The sequence below is a fragment of the Viridibacillus arvi genome, assembly GCF_001274945.1.
Classification (GTDB): domain Bacteria; phylum Bacillota; class Bacilli; order Bacillales_A; family Planococcaceae; genus Viridibacillus; species Viridibacillus arvi.
Genome location: NZ_LILB01000001.1, coordinates 1,085,937 through 1,104,317, shown reverse-complemented (window position 1 = coordinate 1,104,317; position 18,381 = coordinate 1,085,937). Strand labels below are relative to the sequence as shown.

Sequence of the window (18,381 nt, the reverse complement as noted above, 5' to 3'; positions counted from 1 at the left end):
TTTGGATCTAAGTCAATATCTTGGACACAAAAAAGTTAAGTCAGGATGTTGCTCGACATATTTTTTCTACTTCATCTGGTGTTAAGTAGTTGATTGCTCCGTGAATTCTTTTCCGATTATACCAACTTTCAATGTATTGAAAGAGTGACAATTTTGCAGTTTCAAAGTTCAAATACCTGTTTCTATAAACTTCTTCCTTTTTCAATGTAGCGTGAAAGGATTCAATACAAGCGTTGTCATATGGACATCCTTTTCGGCTAAAAGACGCAATCATACCGTGGCTCTTTAATTGCTATTGGAAGGCTTCACTTGTATATTGCGTACCTAAATCTGTATGCACAATTAGCCCTTCAAGGGGTTTTTGACTCTGAATTGCGTTTTCTAAAGCTTGCGTGACTAATTCAACGGTTATTTGACGAGAAAACTTGTATCCTACAATTTTCTTTGAATGAAGATCTAACACTGAAGCCAAATAACACCATCCATCCTTAAGTGTGTGAATATATGTAATATCGGCCACCCACTTTTCATTAATTGATGTTGTTTGAAAGTCTTGATTTAAACGATTTTCACACTCTTCTACTAAAACTTGAGTTGGCGTCGGTCGATACTTTTTTACGATAGTTGAACGGATTCCAGCACTTTTCATTAAACGCTGTACTCTTTTGATACTTACTTGAAAACCTTCTACACAATAAATAGTGAATTTTAGGTGCTCCATAACGACGGTCACTTGCTTGATATATTTCACGAATACGTTCTGTAATATGTTGATTTTCCAGATGATATACCGAAGGTTTTTTATGGGCAGCCTGATAATACGTACTTTTAGGCAACTTTAAAACGCGACACATCAATTGAACAGGATAGTGTGCCTTCTCTTCATTAATATGTTCGATAATTTCTTGATCCGTCACTTTTTCGCGAATATGGTCATAGCCTTTTTAAAATTTCTACCTCTTGTTTTAAGCGTAAGTTTTCTTTCTGTATGGCTGAGATATCAGCAGGTGTAAGTGATTCTTCACCTTCAATTGGTGAATGCAATTTAATCCATTTATAAATAGTTACATCAGTAACACCATATTCGCTGGCAAGTTGATTGACGGGTGTACCAGTGCGATAAAGTTCTACGATTGTTTCTTTGAATTCTTTGTTGTAACGTTTTTGTTTCATTACGGACACGTCCTCTCTTAATTTCTAGGATAAGGACTTAACTTCAATGTGTCCATACATCTATACTAACTCCAGTAATTTAAAATTGTTTTTTTACAACTATACTACCTCTTAAGTTGAATAAGAGAAAAGAGCCGTCTAAGTAGTTGTAATATTAGGTTTGAAAGTTGAGTTATTTTTTAAAAAAATAAAAAAAGACTGAGCATTTTACAACTCAGTCTAGTAAATTACTATTATTTTCGTATTTTTTCAATCTCATCAGCAACAAACTGTACGTTTGTTCCAACGATTACTTGGATACTTTGTAATCCTACTACATTTATACCAGGAACACCAGTAGCCTTAATTTTCTTTTGATCCACAACATCCATATTTTTAACTTCTACACGTAGACGAGTTGCACAGTGGTCAACAGAAGTTACGTTTTTATCGCCACCTAACGCATCGTAAATTTTAGATGCCATGTCTGAGAATTTATTACCTGATGCAGTGTCTCCAGCTTCATCTATTTCTACATCTTCATCGTCTTCTCTACCAGGTGTTTTCAAGTTGAATTTCACTATTAAGAATCGGAATAAGAAATAGTAAATGACTGCAAATACTAAGCCCTGGACGATTAACATTAAAGGTTGGTTAGCAAGTGGCAATCTTGAACTTAAGAAGAAATCGACAAAACCTGCACTAAAACCAAAACCTGCTGTCCAGTGGAATGTTGCAGCGATAAATAAGGATAAACCTGTTAAAGCAGCATGTACAACATAAAGAGCCGGTGCTAAGAACATAAATGCAAATTCAAGTGGTTCAGTTACCCCTGTGAAGAATGCAGCGAAACCTGCAGCTAACATTAATGAAGCAGCTTGTTTTTTTCTTTTTGTTTTAGCAGTATGATACATTGCTAAAGCAGCAGCTGGTAATCCAAACATCATGATAGGGAAGAAACCTGCTTGATACATTCCGGTAACACCTTTTGTGCCAGTTCCTTTCCAGAAGTTACCTATATCATCTATGCCAGCAACGTCAAACCAAAATACTGAGTTTAATGCATGGTGTAATCCAGTTGGGATCAATAGGCGGTTAAAGAATCCGTATAACCCTGCACCAGTAGCACCTAATTCACTAATAGCTTCACCAAAACTAACTAATGCAGAATATACAACTGGCCAGATAAAGAACAATGCTGCGGAAACGACTAGCATAGAAGCAGCTGTCATTATGGGAACTAATCGTTTACCACTAAAGAACGCTAAGAAATCTGGTAATTGTACATGACTAAAGCGGTTGTACATGATAGAAGCAACAATGCCTGAAATAATACCGATAAATTGGTTTTCGATTTTAATAAATGCGGGATTTACATTGGCTACATCAGTACTTAGTAGCATAGAAACTGTTTCAGTAGAAAGTAATGTCGTCACTACTAAGAAAGCAACTAGCCCACTTAATGCAGCAGAGCCATCTTTATTTTTGGACATCCCCAATGCTACACCAACTGCAAATAGATACGACATGTTATCAATAATCGAAGATCCAGCTTTGATTAAGAAAGCTGCTAATACATTTCCGGAACCCCAGCCATCCGGATCAATCCAATAGCCGATACCCATCAAAATTGCCGCAGCAGGTAAAACAGCTACTGGTAACATTAAAGAACGACCAAGCCGTTGTAAATATTTCATCATATAATAACTCACTCCAATACAGAATATTTAGATAACTCTGATTAAAAAAATAAAATAATTTCAATTTTTTATTGCTTTCGTAATCTTTCAATATGGACTGCGATGTAGCCTAACTCATGATCTGGTAGGTCAATACCATGCAACTTCTTTAACTCTTTGGTCACTTCGACAGCACAATTGTACGAATAGGGAAATTTCTTTTTAATCATGACGAGCATTTCTTCATCCATTGTATGCAGCTCATAATGATTCATCCTTGTTAAAGCAAAACGTAAATGTGTGATTAGACGATGATAGGAAATATCACTTTCCTCAAGATGTATGTTTAGTTTTTTTTGTATAATTTGAACCATATCCCGAATAATTGTCGTTTGCTTTAACGTTTGATGTAAATCGCCTCCTTGTAGTTTCATCGTATGGATATGAAGAGCGATGTAAGCAGCTTCATCTTCCGGCATTTCAACTTGGCATCTTTCTTTTATATGTTGTATTGCCCAAAGACCAATCTCAAATTCTCTCCTATATAAGATTTTTATCTCATTTAAGAGCTTGTTATTGAGTTGAATACCATCTTTTAGCCTTTCAATTGCAAATGACACATGGTCAGTAAGAACAATATGAATATGTTCGTTCAACTTACCACCAATGTATTCTTCAGCATACGAAATAATTTCTTCAGAGATTGTAAAATGTTCTTCTGGAATTCGACTTAACAATTGTTGAAGTTTGTCATTTTCCCTCATAACAAATATCTTTTCTATTCTATCTAGATTGACGATATCGTTTCGTTTTTTATTAAAGGCAACTCCGGATCCTATAGCAATCTTCTCACGCTCGTTATCTAGTACAACTACGGCATTATTATTGAGAATCTTCGTTATCTTCATCGAAAGTGATCTCCCCTTACTTACGATAATGTAAAGATGCATTACTTAGCAGAAATGGTCATTAATACGGTTTTATCTTGAATTCCTGTTTTTGAATAATGGCATTGAATGTTTTTGTCAGCGCTATTAGTAATGATGATAGGTGTAACAATGCTTTTTGCGTTTTCTCGAATATATTCCCAATCCACTTCGATAAGAACTTGCCCTGTAGAAACTTTATCACCTGCACTTACAAGTACTTTAAATCCTTTCCCACCTAAAGAGACAGTTTCCAAACCAATGTGAATGAGAATCTCTGAACCATCACTAGTTCGTATACCTATAGCATGCTTTGTATCTGAAATGAGAACTATTTCTCCTTCTACGGGGGCATGAACACTCCCATTAGTAGGAATAATCGCGACACCTTCTCCCATCATTTTTTGGCTGAAGACGGGATCTGGAACTTCACCTAATGGAATAATTTCTCCACTTATAGGTGCCATAACTTCTAAACTACGTTTTTTAAATAAATTTGATAGCATGATAAAACTCCTTTATTGAATAATGTAATAATGCTGCATTAGAAAAGCGTAAAAAAGGCATGGAGGAAACAAAGTAGTTTTTTACAACTTCTTTGTTTACCACCATGCCTGATCGTATCAGTAACATGCGATTCGTTATTATTCTAATATTCAGATAATAGCATTAAATATTTTAATATTCAATAGAAATATGAAAAAAAGTTAAAAATTTGTAACAATTGTAATGAATTATATGAAGGATATTTAATTATAAGTACAAGTTAAGAAAAAATTAATCGATTTTGATCAAGCTACAAGTAAAAGATAAAAAAAGAGCGTGCACCTTGTTTATTAGATGAAGGATTAGCAAATGTAATAAACTTGAATACTCTATAATATAAGAGTATACTTATATAAGTAAATTATTATATAAAAGAGGTGGGATTGTGGATTCTTTAACAATAATGGAAAAACAGTTAAAGGCCGTAAGTGATGCAAACCGTTTAAAGTTGTTAGCCTGTTTAAAGCAAGGCGAGGTCTGTGTATGTGATTTAGTTGATGTCCTGCAGGTCTCGCAGCCAGCTGTTAGTCAACAATTACGTAAATTAAAAGATGCTGGCATCATCTTAGAAAGAAAAAAAGGGACTTGGAAGCATTATCGATTACATGAAGAACAATCTCCATATATCCAAGCAATTATTGATGAATTAGAGCCAATCTCATATAAGCATTGTGGACCAACTTGTTCTTCCCAAGAAGGGGATGATTGAAGGTGGAAAAACCGTTAACAAAACAGCTATCTTTTTTAGATCGGTATTTAACACTGTGGATTTTCATTGCAATGGGGTTGGGTGTTCTTATAAGCGTCATTGCACCAAATTTTAAAGATACATTAGATACTTTATCGGTAGGTACTACGTCAATTCCAATTGCTATCGGTTTAATTGTGATGCTCTATGCACCTCTTGCTAAGGTGAAATATGAAGAGATGTGGCGTGTATTTAAAGATTGGAAAGTTCTATTACTCTCACTCGTACAAAACTGGCTATTAGGTCCATTTTTAATGTTTTTCCTAGCCATCATCTTTCTACATGATTATCCAGAGTATATGGCGGGATTAATTATGATTGGTCTAGCAAGATGTATTGCGATGGTCATTGTTTGGAATGATTTGGCGCGAGGAGACAACGAGTATGTGGCAGGGTTAGTTGCCTTTAACTCTGTATTCCAAATCTTATTCTATTCTGTATTTGCCTATTTCTTTTTAAATATAATGCCGGGCTGGTTTGGATTAGAAAATTTAAATATATCTATTTCAATGTGGGAAATTACAAAGAGTGTGCTGATTTATTTAGGTATCCCATTTGTTGCAGGTATATTAACGCGTGTTATTGGTATTAAAGTAAAGGGGATCGAGTGGTATGAAAATCGATTTATTCCTAAGATTTCACCATTAACATTGATTGCTTTATTGTTCACAATTGTCATGATGTTTTCTTTAAAAGGGGATAAGATTATTGAATTACCAGTGGATGTAATTCGTATAGCGATTCCTCTATTAATCTATTTCTTGATCATGTTTGTCGTGTCGTTCTTTGCTTCAAGAAAAGCAGGAGCAAATTATCCAGTGACAGCAGCACTTTCGTTTACTGCTGCCAGCAATAACTTTGAATTAGCGATAGCAGTAGCTGTTGGTGTGTTTGGTATTCATAGTGGTGCTGCGTTTGCCGCTGTTATTGGTCCACTTGTTGAAGTACCAGTGTTAATAGCTCTAGTAGGAGTAGCCCTTAGATGGAAAAAGAAATATTTTGAAGTTGAATTGTAAGTATTGAATCATAAGGTTTACGCCTAGCGTTGCCTAGGTTTTATTTTAACTCATTATATAAGTGAACGCTTATATATAGATGTAGACGGAGGATATAAAAATGACAGAAATGAAAAACGATCAAATACGCCAAGGTGTGCGTGATAATTATAAAAAAGTAGCGTTGAAAAACATTGATACAAACAGCTGCTGTACTCCAAGCTGTTGCACACCAGATGAAAATCAAAATATCTCTGTAAAAGAGATCTCGCAAAAAATGGGGTACACAACTGAAGAACTTACAAGTATTCCGAACGGTGCCAATATGGGATTAGGATGTGGAAATCCACAAGCAATTGCGGTTTTAAAAGAAGGTGAAACTGTAGTAGATTTAGGTTCTGGCGGTGGATTTGACTGCTTTTTAGCTGCGCCTAAAGTGGGCTCGAATGGAAAAGTCATTGGTGTAGATATGACACCAGAAATGATTTCGAAAGCTCGGAAAAACGCAGAAAAACCGCAATTTAATCATGTGGAATTTCGCCTAGGTGAGATTGAAAATTTACCAGTCGCAGATCAATCTGTCGATGTGATCATGTCAAACTGTGTCATCAATTTATCACCAAATAAATTGCGCGTTTTTGAAGAAGCATACCGTGTTCTAAAAGATGGCGGTCGTTTAGCCATTTCAGATGTAATTTTAACAACTACTTTACCAATTGATATGAAACAAAATATGGAGCTATATTCAGGTTGCATCGCAGGCGCCTCACCAATAGAAGAATTGACGTCTTACTTGCAAGAAGCAGGATTTAAAAATATTCAAATCACTCCAAAAGACGAATCGAAAGAATTTATCAAGGAATGGGCACCAGAACATCGAGTGGAAGAATATATCGTGTCGGCTATTATTCAAGCTGAGAAATAGAATGATATACAGCTTTTGATTTGAAATGAATAAAAGTAGTAATTAGAACAAATTATAGAAATCAAAATAATTGAGTAAAAAATGACTTCGCAAAAGTAGCGGAGTCATTTTTTTATTCCATACACTTCTTTCAATAAGCTTTTCGATAATAATAAATGCTGGAAATAGCGCCAATAAAAAATGAAAGTGAAATAGACATGTTTATATATTGCCTAGAATACAAAGTCCCAGCAGGAACCCAGAACATATATACAGTTACCAAAATAAGCAGTGAAATATACATAGAAGAAGTTATCTTGAAATAGATACGAAAAGAATTCTCACCTTTACTCGCTATTTTTTTTCTTATAATAAAAAATATGATAATGGCAATTAACGAGAGAATCGTAGAGGTACCAACAAATAAATTAAAATGCATTATATCGCTTGCTAACCAGCTGTCCAACCAATCAAAAATTATCATGCTTGATCACCCTTTCTTTAAAGTATCAAAAAATAACATTTAATAAAATCGTTCATAAAACTTAAGTTTAAATTAAAAATACATAAAAGTAAAATAATGGTTTTTATGTTTGGTATTGATGCAAAAGCAATTTCAAAGTAATGTAATATATGAAAGAAAAATTACATAATGGGACGTGATATATTGAAAACTCTAGCTGTATTTTGTGGATCAAGTAATGGAGCTTCGGATATCTATGTAGAAGTGACGAAAAAACTGGGTAAAGAGTTGGCTAAACGTGATATTACCCTTGTATACGGAGGGGCAAGTGTAGGTGTCATGGGTGCAGTTGCAGATGCTGTATTAGAAGCGGGCGGAAAAGTAATTGGAGTAATGCCTAGTTTTCTAGAGAAAAGAGAAATCTCTCATAAGAATCTAACTGAACTAATTGTAGTAGACTCTATGCATGATAGGAAAGAAAAAATGGCAAAACTTGCAGATGGATTTATGGCATTGCCAGGTGGACCAGGAACATTAGAAGAATTCTTAGAGATTTTCACTTGGGCTCAGCTTGGATTACATCAAAAACCTTGTGGGCTCTTAAATATTAATCATTATTATGATCCTCTTATTGCTTTATTTAATCATATGTCTGATGAACAGTTCTTACATGAAAAGTACCGTACTATGGCGCTAGTAGATGTAGAACCAAGTGGACTACTCGACCAATTTAATTCATATGAAGCACCAACTGTAAAATCTTATATTACTGAAAAACAAACTTGATAGTTAAAAAACAGGCTATGGTTTATAGAGGTCATAGCCTGTTTTAATAGTAAGAGGATATCAAAAATGCTTATGGACAATCTTTCTGAACAAGCTAGATGCTCTTCGAATACGACTTTGCTTATTAATTTGCTTAAGGGTAATTACATTAAAGGAAAAGGAGATGAATATATATTGGTTTTTATAAGAGATCTTGAAGAAAATGAGCACGAGTTTTTATTGGATATGTTGTATGAGTCAATCCATATTCCTAACAATAAACTGACTAGAGAAGAGTTGTTAAATGTCCCGCATATTAGAAAATATCATGAAGGTTGGGGAAGACAGGGCGATAGAGCACTAATTGCTATCGATGAAGAAAACCAAAAAGTAGGAGCGGTCTGGTACAGATTATTTGAAGAAAATAATCAAGGCTATGGATATGTCGATCACAACACGCCAGAATTAGGCATTGCTGTTGTAGAGAATGGTAGGGGAAAGGGGATTGGAACTTTACTTATGAACAAAATCATCCAGCTTGCTATGGTAGAGGGGTATAAGTCCATTTCCTTAAGTGTAGATCCAGATAATAGTGACGCAGTACATATATATAATAAACTCGGGTTTCAAAAATTCGGTATATCAGGCACATCTATCACAATGGTATATAGGGGTTCTGAACATTAAATACATCAAAATAATACTGGGAATAAAAAAAGAGCATGTTTTGAATGATTGATCAATACATGCTCTTTTTTTCTTGATAAGAAATCTGTTTATTAAAAATGGGTTAATGATCTATCAATTGTTAAGCACTGATATACCTTCAAATCTAATATCTAAAATTTATTAGTAGATGAGTTGACAGTAGCATAAGGTTTCTCTTCATTTATTATCCCTGAAACACCCTCTTTCTCAAGTAAATCTACAATTTTTTCAATGCTTGCATAATCTTTTACTACAATGAAATTAGGTGAAAATGGATTGTTTTTTATGTTTAAAACAAATTTATAACCATTATTTACTTTTGGGTCAAGACCATAGAGCTCATGCCAACGACTTATTTTTTCTACTTCATAACCTTTTATATTACTGAATGAATAGAACTTGCTATCAAAGATTATGCCATTTGCTAATATGAACAAATTACTACGATGTTTAATGGCGGAAATAATCACAAAAAATAAAGAAACAATACTAAATGAAGAAGTTCCTAGTACATCAGTTGCAAGCACAATCGCTAACAAAATGGCTAATAGTAAAATTGCAACTACTGTTCCCCATTTAACATATTGGTAAGACTTCGTATTTTTACTGAGACACTCCATTTCCCGCCACTCAGTTGGGATGAGGATACTATTAAATTCTTCTTCCTTACTAGGGTAGAGAGCGTCTTTAGAGAGCTGAACAGCTTTTCTCAATTTAATTCGATATCGAATTAAATAGTAAATACCAAAGATAAAAATAATAGTGAATATAGTATTTAACATCTTTTGTAGCTCCTTTCTCGATAAATAAGGATTTAAAACAATTGTTGGTTACTAATTTATTCCTAATGTTTTATATGAAGAATTATACTATAAAATGGATTTTTTGAGTGTATATGTTTATTATTAGGTTTAAAAATTACTTAATTAAGGAAAAAAAGATGAATACCCATAAGCAATGTTTGAACAATTGTTATATTCTTTAATTATAGGAAAAAAGTTTTTCGTGGATATCAAGAATGCATCTTTAGAAAACACAATTTCTAAAGATATTGATTCTGTTATCTATAAAAATACTTCTACATACACTATACTTTACTTAAATATAGCAAGATCGTTTTATTCATCCTAGGCTCACCATTAGCTGCTCCAATACGGATTCCAAGTCCAAAAGTAAGGATTTCAAAAAGCTAAGCCAACCTAAAATTAATTCGATTAATGTCTAAAACAGTGCGACATTTGTATATAAAAACTCATTTTTTTCAAAATAAATGCAAATAACCTATAAAGTAAAGTAGACTTTTATAAGTGTCACTTAACTTTATAGGGTGCAATTTTTTTGGTGCAACTGGATTTATTTAATCAATTAATTTTAATTCTTTTGCCATTAGAGCGGCTTCTGTTCGTGTTGTAACATTCAGTAAGTGATAAATATGTGATAAGTTTCGTTCAACAGTTCGTGGAGTAAGATCAATTTCGAGAGCAATAGCACTATTAGTATAGCCCTGTACGACGAATTGTAAAATTTTCTTCTCACGTTCATTTAAAAGTAGTGGTTGCTTAGAAATTTGAGGTTGATCTAATTTCTGAACGAAATCGACGAAGCTCCAAGGTAAGATAATATCGCCATCCATTGTTGAACGTATTGTCCGAAGTATGCGCTCTTTTGTGACGGTTTTCGAAAGAAGCCCATGTATTTTTTTTTCCACGATAAGTGAGTAGTAATCTTCGATCTGATCGCCTGTATACAAAATAATCTTTGCTTCAGGTTGGAGAGAGCAAATGGTAGCTCCGACGTCAATACCATTTGTACCTGGCATATTAATGTCAATTAAATAAACATCATATGGTGTTTTTTGTACAATTTCTGGAATATTTGCAGGATTTTTTTCTGTATCCGCTCGCATATCATCGATATTATTAAATAGATTTTTACTACCTTCTAATACAATTGGATGGTCGTCGATGATTAAAATATTTATCATGGATAGTTTAGCCTCCTTTATTGACCGTAATATCAAACTGCATACCTTCATTAGGGTAAGAGTCAATAACCATAGTCCCTTTGTATGCGGCAACACGTTCCTTCATGCCAATTATCCCCATCGTCCCAGATAAACACAAATCTTCTAAGTGACAGCCAACCCCGTTATCCATATAAAATAAATGAAAACCTTGTGATAAAGCACGAAGTTCAATTTTTACATATGTTGCCTTAGAATGTGTTATTGCATTGTTTAACATTTCTTGGATTAAACGATAAATGAGTAACGACATCTCATTGTCATCTATTAGTAACGGTTCAATAGAATGCATTAAAGTAAAGTGAGCTCGTTGTTCGGTCTGATTAAATAATTTCGTCAGTGCAGCTTCCAAACCAAGTGTTTGAAGAAGCGGAGGCTTAAGTTGCTCGCAGTATAGACGCAACTGGACATTTATTGTTATTAGTTGCTGATGAATTTGTAAAATTCTTTGTTGTACGAGATTGCGATCACGTTCATAAAGTAAGTTGTCCAATTCGCGAATTAAAAAAATTTGCTCTTGTAAAATAGTATCATGGAGTTCTTGTCCAAGTTGACTTTTTACTTCTTCAAGCTGTAACCAGCAGAGCTTATGTAGCCAAGCAGGATAGTTTTGTCCTTCCTTTGCTTGCTTTAACTCAAACATTAAATCCTCTACAAGCTGTGTGTTTTCAACAAAATTATCAATGTAATGAAGCAGTAATTCTAACCATAGAAGTTCTTCCTTCTTTAAATGGATTTTGGAGTTGGTTCTTAAAATCAAAAAGTATTTTGTTTTTATATTTCGATGTAAGCAAGCGACGTAAAACGTTTGAAATTTCTTTATTGATCCAACTTGTAGTTGATGTAAATCCTTTGGCGTTAATTGGAGTTGGTGCCTATTCTCTTCAGACTGAGCATTAGCAAGAGAAATCTGTTCAGTTTCCATATCATAATGTATGACATAAACCGTATTCATTTCTAATTGCTTCATAAGTTGATCGGAAAGTGTGTTAAATAAATCTTCCATTTTTATTTCTTTTCCGACTTTATCGATAATCGAATACAAAAAATGAATATTATTGCCGTTCGTAGAAAATAATACTTTTCTATACACATAATCAATTTTTTCTTTAACACATAACAGCACAAAAATAGAAATGAAAATAAAAAGTGCTATACCTATATTAGTAAGGATTGAAATCGATAAAAACGAGTCAATACCTATCATTAGCCAAACTGTCATACCACCAGCAAACAGCACATAGTAACGTATACGAGAAACATAATAGTCAACATCAAATAATCGTTCCGTTACTTGCATAAAGGTGAATGTAAAGGGAATGCATAGTAACGATATAGCGCAAGTCGATGGACTTAAAATTGTTTGTTGAAATAATAATTCAGGGAGTACATAAAAAATGACAAAAGGTAAAAATGGTAGAACGATAAACCAAAAAAGTATTTGGAGCTGAATGCTTCGATCACGAGTGTACGAAGTTGCAAGAATGATTAAAATATAAAAAATCAGAGCCACAAATAGCAGCAATATGATGATCGTATTCAAAGTGAAAAATGCTGAATTGAAAATTTCTATCATAGATACTAGGAAAACACACACTGTAATGAGATATAAGATCCAAATGTTTTTATTAAATCTCCATGGTATACGCAAAAAAGCAAAATACTTTTGTAAAAAGTGAATGAGTAGTACAAGGCATAGGATTAAACATGTACTATTAACAATACTACCCACGGGATGTAGTTGGGTGGATGCACCAACACTACAATATGCAAGTGATACCGTTAGCAAAAAATAAATTAAAATATTCAGTGAAGCGACATTGCCACTTTTTTGCTTATATAAATAAATTGCTAATGACAAGATAAGTAAAAAGTAAATTAATGGTAAAATGAAAAAATGTGAAAATGCCTTAGGCAATTCATGATACAAAACAATAATTTCTTTATTGTTTCCTGTAGCGTCCATTACAGTTAGTGTTTTAGCAGATCGAACAATCCCGTCTGGTGCAACGTGCTCCAATTTATAAGGAGAGAAGTCATCGATTGCAATTAATATATCACCCTTACTTATTTCATGGAGTTCTGCCCAATCAGGATATTCGAAATGCTCAATTACCAATCGATCGTCTTGTTTTACAACCTCTATCCCAATAATAGGAGAACTATAGCTGATATAAAGTACATAACTCCCAACAGCGATATAAAGTGTTAACAAGGTGATGAACGAACGGAGAGGGATTAAAGTGGTCGCCAACCTAGGCTGCCTAAGCATACATCATTATCATATGCTTCCACAATCGCTTTTTGTTGTAGTGAAGTTACACCTACTAAAGAAAGCTTATTATCCTTTAAAAGTTGTATGAACGCTGGGTTTTCTTGTAAGTATTGAATGAATTTCATCATTTGACATTACCTCATTTCATTAATTTTTCTACATATAAAAGGTCTACTTCGTGCATTTTAATCTGCTTTAAAAATACTAAAGCTTCTAGCTTTAATAAGTTTTTAATCGCCAGTGCATATTGAATCGCACCACTATCAATTAATGCTTTTTGAAGTAAGGGAACATTTACTGAATGCGTATTACCTGCGTAGTAATCATTTAGATGTACCGCAACTGATGAGGGCTGTGAAAATAAAAAAAGAATTGACAACGAATATTTTTTATAGAGAATATCATTTTTTCCATTCCAATATTTTAAGTCTGTAATATCGTTTTTGATTTGCTGAATCATGCCGATATGTTCAGCATATCGTGCAACCGTTGAATTTATTTGGCCAGTAGCTAAGACAACACCAAGCTGACAACTTAGTGCAGTTAATGAACCAGATTTTTGGCGAATCATATTGAGATATGCTTCTTCAGTCCGTGCTGTATTAAGTAAATCTTGTTGTTGACCATTAATACAATCAAGGCCATATTCTTCTAGCAAACAAGCAACTTCCCATTTGTATCGACTTGAAGTTTTTAATACAATTTGTTTCGCAATAAACAGAAGCGCAATAGCTCCATTTAAACCGATTGAGGTATCCTGAGACCAGATTGTATCGACATCACCATCTTGTAAATCATCAATTATATCAAAGCTTAAAATAAGTAACTCAAGTGCTGCTGCAATCGACACCACATCATCATCTAGTTCACAGCCAAATGCCTCATAATGGAAAAGGCAAAGATGAGCAAACATGAAAGAAGCGTTTGTTTTGACATTGATATATTGAATAAGTTGGTCCTGAAAAGCTAGATGTAAATGTTGATTCGTTGTAATTAGTTCTTTCATTTTAATAATTAAGACCTCATTATGTCGCATTATACAAACCACCTTTTGTTGTAACAAATACATTCAGTATACATTCATTATGAATCATATATCGACTAAATGGAATAGTAAAATGGTAAATAACGTAAAAAATGTGTGTTATATTACTGTTTTATGTAGACTGTAACTCTTTTTATATAGAGTTACCTCTATCTTTATAGAGTGTTTTTAACAAATAATGACAAAATATGTCGGGAAACCGAAATAGTAATGTCGTATTTCTTACCTTGAAATGACGGATAATAGTATATTAATCTGAATATAGAAAATATAGATGAATTAAGAAGTTAGTAATACACTAATCAGACAAATTATGAAATCAAATTGGGACTATTTTATTTTTTTTTATTAATAATTACTATATATTTCATTAAATATAATTTATTGTAAATGGCAGAAATAACACTATATATTAGTTGTTTATACTAAATAGATTTGTGATTTGGTATTTACCTAGTTTCCAATTGCGCCGAATATCATATCATTTTCAATAGAATGGCACACAATTAATCAAATGGTTCAGAAATGAAGTTAAATAAATATTTATAGAGGCAGGTATAAGATGAAATCAATAATTCAGTTTAGTATGAAAAGTGCTTTAGCTCTGTGTTTAGTGGTACTTCTTATTGTTGCAGGGGGAATTTATTCTTTAAAAGAGTTACATATTGAGAAGTATCCAAACGTGGACATTCCATATTTGACAGTTTTTATACCTTATCCAGGTGCTTCACCTGAACAATCAATGAATGATATTGGGGAGCAAATGGAAAGAGAATTTATAAAGCTTGAAGGCGGAAAGAATGTATATACAGGTGGCGTTGCTAATGCAGCATATTCAACGATAGAATTTGATATGTCAATTGATATGAAGCAAGCTGAACAGTTAGTAAGGGCAAGTATTGACAAGATTCAACTCCCAAAATTGGCAGAAGAACCGAAGTTTGAATTATCTAGTCCTGATGATAATCCAATTGTTTTTTCAATGGGGATTTATGCCGAAGAAAATTATGAAGAAGTTCAAAACTTTATGAAAAAACGTATAATTCCACTCATTGAAGTAATCGATGGAGTAAGTGAAATCGAGGTTGGCGGGGTTGCAGATCGGTTAGTGCTTGTTCGACTAATACCTAAACAATTAGAGGAAAGTGGAATTACAATTAATGATGTGAAAACAGCCATTTCAGCAAATAATCTTTCGATGCCGACCGGTGATATTTCTGTATCTAACGAAGTATTACCGGTGCGAATAAATAAAGAATTAAAATCAGTTGAAGATGTTAAAAAAATAAAGATTTTCACACAAGGAGCAAATTCAAAAACCACTAAGACTTTACCTGGAACGATTACTTTAGGTGAAATTGCTGAAGTTACATATGAAAGTGAATACACAAATAATATTACACGAATAAACGGAGAACAGGGAGTAAGTTTAGGTATTATGGCCGAAGGTGGAGCTAATGTAGTAGCTATAGTTGACCAAGTTAAGGAAGAAATGAAAAATTTGGATCTTCCTGAAGGATATAAAGTAGAAACACTGCGCGATCAATCTATTGAAATTAAGAAATCAGTCTATTCTATGCTCAAGGAGGCATTTTTAGGTGCATTAATGGCCGTTGTCGTAACCCTGTTATTTTTAAGAAATATTCGTTCGACCATTATTGCTGTTATATCCATTCCAGTATCCATATTTGCATCTTTTCTTCTGATGAAAACGATAGGATATACATTAAATATTATGACACTTGCAGGAATTGCAGTAGCTTGCGGACGGGTAGTGGATGACTCAATTGTAGTAATTGAAAATGTTTTTAGAAGGGTAAGGGCTTCAAAAGAAAGAAATGATAAGCTCATAGAACAAGCTACAAGAGAAGTCGCATCTGCTATCACCACTTCCACAATCACAACTGTAGCGGTTTTCTTGCCATTGGCTTTTGTACCAGGGATTGTAGGGGGATTTTTCAAACCACTTGCATGGACAATAGTTATTTCATTATTGATTTCATTAATTGTTGCAATAACTCTTGTTCCACTATTATCGAGAATTTTTCTTTTAAAAACTACACTGAAGGAACCACAAGAAAATGCACTTCAAATTTGGTATCGTAAAAGATTGACTTGGGTGTTAAAACATCGATTCATAACTTTAACTACAGCATTATTGATTCTAGTTGGTTCTGTTGCCATAATCACACCTAGACTCGGCACAACCTTCCTTCCGCAAGAGAAAGTGAATGATTTTGATGTCGAAATTAAAATGGAAAAAGGAACTGCTCCAAAGAAAACAATTGAAGCAGCTAGTAAAGTGGAGAAAATCTTAATTGATCAAGAGGATATAAATCTGGTAAATACAAATATTGACGGAGCTTCTGAAAGTGCAACAATTTCATTTGTTGTAAAAGATTCTGTAGTAAATATTAATGGGTTTGTAAAAGATTTGAGATCCCAATTTACAACCATTACAGAGCCAGAGAAAATTACAGTATCTGGGGTAGGTGGAATTATTGGTGGTGCAGAAGGTAGGTATACTCTAGTTGTAAATGGGTCTAATTCTGAGGATTTAAAAAAGGCAAGCGAGCAAATCAAAACTAGTTTAAAAGAAGTAGAAGGAATGACAGATGTTACAACATCTTTAGAAGGTGAAGAGCCTGAAATAGTCATTGATTTGGACGAAGTTAAGCTTGCTGAAAAAGGACTAATGCCAGCCGTGGTAGCACAAAGTCTTCGAACACTAATTAGCGGTGATATAGTAACAACAATGAGAATGGAAGGCGAAATATTAGAAGTGAAACTTGGATTGAAGATGGACGAAATAACATCCATCGAAAAACTAGGGAATCAAAAAATTAACAATGTAATGGGTATGCCGGTTTCTCTCAAAGAGATAGGTGAATTGAAAAGAGTCGATAATATTACCGCTGTTTCTCATTTGAATGGAAATGAATATATCATGGTAAATGGTACAATCACAGATGAAAAAGTAGGGGATGTAATAGCGAAAGCAGATGAAATTATCAATGATTTAGAGTTACCAGAAAATATTAGCTACTACAAGGAAGGCGCTTCTGCATCGATGTCAGATGGCTTTAAAGATCTATTCATTGCCATCGTAATCAGTATTTTCTTAGTATATTTAGTCATGGTAATTGCATTTAGAGAAGGAAAGGCTCCATTTGTTATTCTGTTTGCAATACCATTTTCTATCATTGGAGCGCTAATTGGACTTTATATAGTAAATGAACCAATTGGTATGCCTGTAATGATTGGTTTACTCATGTTGAATGGGATTGTAGTAACGAATGCTATCGTTCTAGTAGATAAGGTGAAGCAAAATGAAAGAAGTGGAATGATCAAACAAGAAGCTATAATTGAAGCCGGCGTCATACGTATTCGACCAATTTTGATGACTGCTATTGCAACAATCGGTGCTTTAATTCCAATGGCTATCTCAAATGAATCAGGAATGGTGTCAAAATCACTCTCTGTTGTCGTCATTGGAGGGCTGTCAACATCTACTTTATTAACGCTGTTTATTGTACCAATACTATACAGTTTGTTTAACTTGCAAAAAAAGTAAATAATGAATCCTAATGTAGATAAGTATTTAATAAAAAAAACTCAATATTAGTCAATTATTAAAATAAATAAGATTTAAAATTAATTATATGAAAGAGTGATACATTGTAGTGTTAGTTGGAATCGGAGTAGATATGATTGAACTAGCCAGTTTAGATAAAATGCTTAAAAGAAATGAAATTTGGATCATTGAAAAGGTTCTCTCCAAAAAAGAGAGAGACTATTGTATGGGATTACAAGATAGTGAGCTTAGATTAGTATGGATAGCTAAATGTTTCGTTATTAAAGAGGCAGCATATAAAGCCATTAATCATCTTGTTTATGAAAAATTTAATTTTTTAAATATTGAATTTTTCATCGATGATAATGGAGAGACAAATATTTATACATCAAAAATCAATTTAAAAGAAGAAGGAATTATTTTACATCACTCGATTAGTTATACATCAAAAAATGTCATTGCATTTGTTACTGCAGAGAAATTAAAGGAGGTGAAAACTAGTGAAAATTAAAGCGAAACCAATGCAAATTAAGGATCTTAAAAATGTAGCACGTTACGGCGGTGCATGCGGTAAATGC

15 protein-coding genes and 1 pseudogene are annotated in these 18,381 nt (G+C 33.5%); 7 read left to right on the top strand and 9 right to left on the bottom strand.

All coding sequences use genetic code 11. The features are described from left to right. Window positions 1–40: 40 nt before the first annotated feature. From AMD00_RS22780 to AMD00_RS05170, 4 genes and pseudogenes are all read right to left on the bottom strand, one after another. Window positions 41–1,173: pseudogene (locus tag AMD00_RS22780) on the bottom strand (IS3 family transposase). Window positions 1,174–1,406: 233 nt separating this feature from the next. After that, a complete protein-coding gene (nagE, locus tag AMD00_RS05180; RefSeq protein ID WP_053415992.1) occupies window positions 1,407–2,852 on the bottom strand; it encodes an N-acetylglucosamine-specific PTS transporter subunit IIBC in 1,446 nt (481 codons plus the stop codon). Window positions 2,853–2,920: 68 nt separating this feature from the next. Then, window positions 2,921–3,739: a PRD domain-containing protein gene (locus AMD00_RS05175; RefSeq protein ID WP_053415991.1), complete on the bottom strand. Its 819-nt coding sequence runs from the start codon at window positions 3,737–3,739 to the stop codon at window positions 2,921–2,923. Window positions 3,740–3,780: 41 nt separating this feature from the next. Beyond that, window positions 3,781–4,263: a PTS sugar transporter subunit IIA gene (locus tag AMD00_RS05170; protein WP_053415990.1), complete on the bottom strand. Its 483-nt coding sequence runs from the start codon at window positions 4,261–4,263 to the stop codon at window positions 3,781–3,783. 443 nt (window positions 4,264–4,706) lie between these two features. Here AMD00_RS05170 and AMD00_RS05165 point away from each other — a divergent pair, with 443 nt between their 5' ends. The 5 genes from AMD00_RS05165 (at window position 4,707) to AMD00_RS05140 (ending at window position 8,865) form a co-directional block, all read left to right on the top strand. Next, window positions 4,707–5,012 (top strand): ArsR/SmtB family transcription factor, encoded by a 306-nt coding sequence (locus tag AMD00_RS05165; protein ID WP_053416794.1) that lies wholly within the window; start codon window positions 4,707–4,709, stop codon window positions 5,010–5,012. A 2-nt stretch (window positions 5,013–5,014) separates the two neighbouring features. Beyond that, entirely contained in the window at window positions 5,015–6,067 is a 1,053-nt protein-coding gene (arsB, locus tag AMD00_RS05160) for an ACR3 family arsenite efflux transporter (RefSeq protein ID WP_053415989.1), read from the top strand. A gap of 100 nt (window positions 6,068–6,167) precedes the next feature. Next, window positions 6,168–6,971: an arsenite methyltransferase gene (locus tag AMD00_RS05155; protein ID WP_053415988.1), complete on the top strand. Its 804-nt coding sequence runs from the start codon at window positions 6,168–6,170 to the stop codon at window positions 6,969–6,971. Window positions 6,972–7,617: 646 nt separating this feature from the next. Then, complete coding sequence (locus AMD00_RS05145; RefSeq protein WP_053416793.1) at window positions 7,618–8,199, top strand: LOG family protein; 582 nt, start codon at window positions 7,618–7,620, stop codon at window positions 8,197–8,199. A gap of 66 nt (window positions 8,200–8,265) precedes the next feature. Beyond that, the gene (locus tag AMD00_RS05140; RefSeq protein ID WP_245639441.1) at window positions 8,266–8,865 is read left to right on the top strand and encodes a GNAT family N-acetyltransferase; all 600 of its coding nucleotides are present in this window, start codon (window positions 8,266–8,268) and stop codon (window positions 8,863–8,865) included. 152 nt (window positions 8,866–9,017) lie between these two features. On the opposite strand, the gene AMD00_RS05135 is transcribed toward AMD00_RS05140, so the two are convergent. The 5 genes from AMD00_RS05135 to AMD00_RS05115 form a co-directional block, all read right to left on the bottom strand. Continuing rightward, a complete protein-coding gene (locus tag AMD00_RS05135; protein ID WP_053415986.1) occupies window positions 9,018–9,668 on the bottom strand; it encodes a hypothetical protein in 651 nt (216 codons plus the stop codon). A 575-nt stretch (window positions 9,669–10,243) separates the two neighbouring features. Then, window positions 10,244–10,870 carry a response regulator transcription factor gene (locus AMD00_RS05130; RefSeq protein WP_053415985.1) on the bottom strand — a complete coding sequence of 209 codons (627 nt, stop codon included), beginning with the start codon at window positions 10,868–10,870 and terminating at the stop codon, window positions 10,244–10,246. Window positions 10,871–10,877: 7 nt separating this feature from the next. Further along, entirely contained in the window at window positions 10,878–13,163 is a 2,286-nt protein-coding gene (locus AMD00_RS05125; protein WP_157059175.1) for a sensor histidine kinase, read from the bottom strand. Next, window positions 13,148–13,312 (bottom strand): competence pheromone ComX, encoded by a 165-nt coding sequence (gene comX / locus AMD00_RS05120; protein ID WP_038185187.1) that lies wholly within the window; start codon window positions 13,310–13,312, stop codon window positions 13,148–13,150. The genes AMD00_RS05125 and comX overlap by 16 nt, the downstream gene beginning before the upstream one ends. Before the next feature lie 11 nt (window positions 13,313–13,323). Then, the gene (locus tag AMD00_RS05115) at window positions 13,324–14,220 is read right to left on the bottom strand and encodes a polyprenyl synthetase family protein (RefSeq protein ID WP_053415984.1); all 897 of its coding nucleotides are present in this window, start codon (window positions 14,218–14,220) and stop codon (window positions 13,324–13,326) included. A 571-nt stretch (window positions 14,221–14,791) separates the two neighbouring features. Between AMD00_RS05115 and AMD00_RS05110 the strand changes: the two genes are divergently transcribed. Both AMD00_RS05110 and AMD00_RS05105 read left to right on the top strand, forming a co-directional pair. Then, window positions 14,792–17,803: an efflux RND transporter permease subunit gene (locus AMD00_RS05110; protein WP_053415983.1), complete on the top strand. Its 3,012-nt coding sequence runs from the start codon at window positions 14,792–14,794 to the stop codon at window positions 17,801–17,803. Between the two features lie 109 nt (window positions 17,804–17,912). Further along, on the top strand, window positions 17,913–18,314 hold the full coding sequence (locus tag AMD00_RS05105; RefSeq protein ID WP_053415982.1) for a holo-ACP synthase: 402 nt from the start codon (window positions 17,913–17,915) through the stop codon (window positions 18,312–18,314). Window positions 18,315–18,381 lie beyond the last annotated feature (67 nt).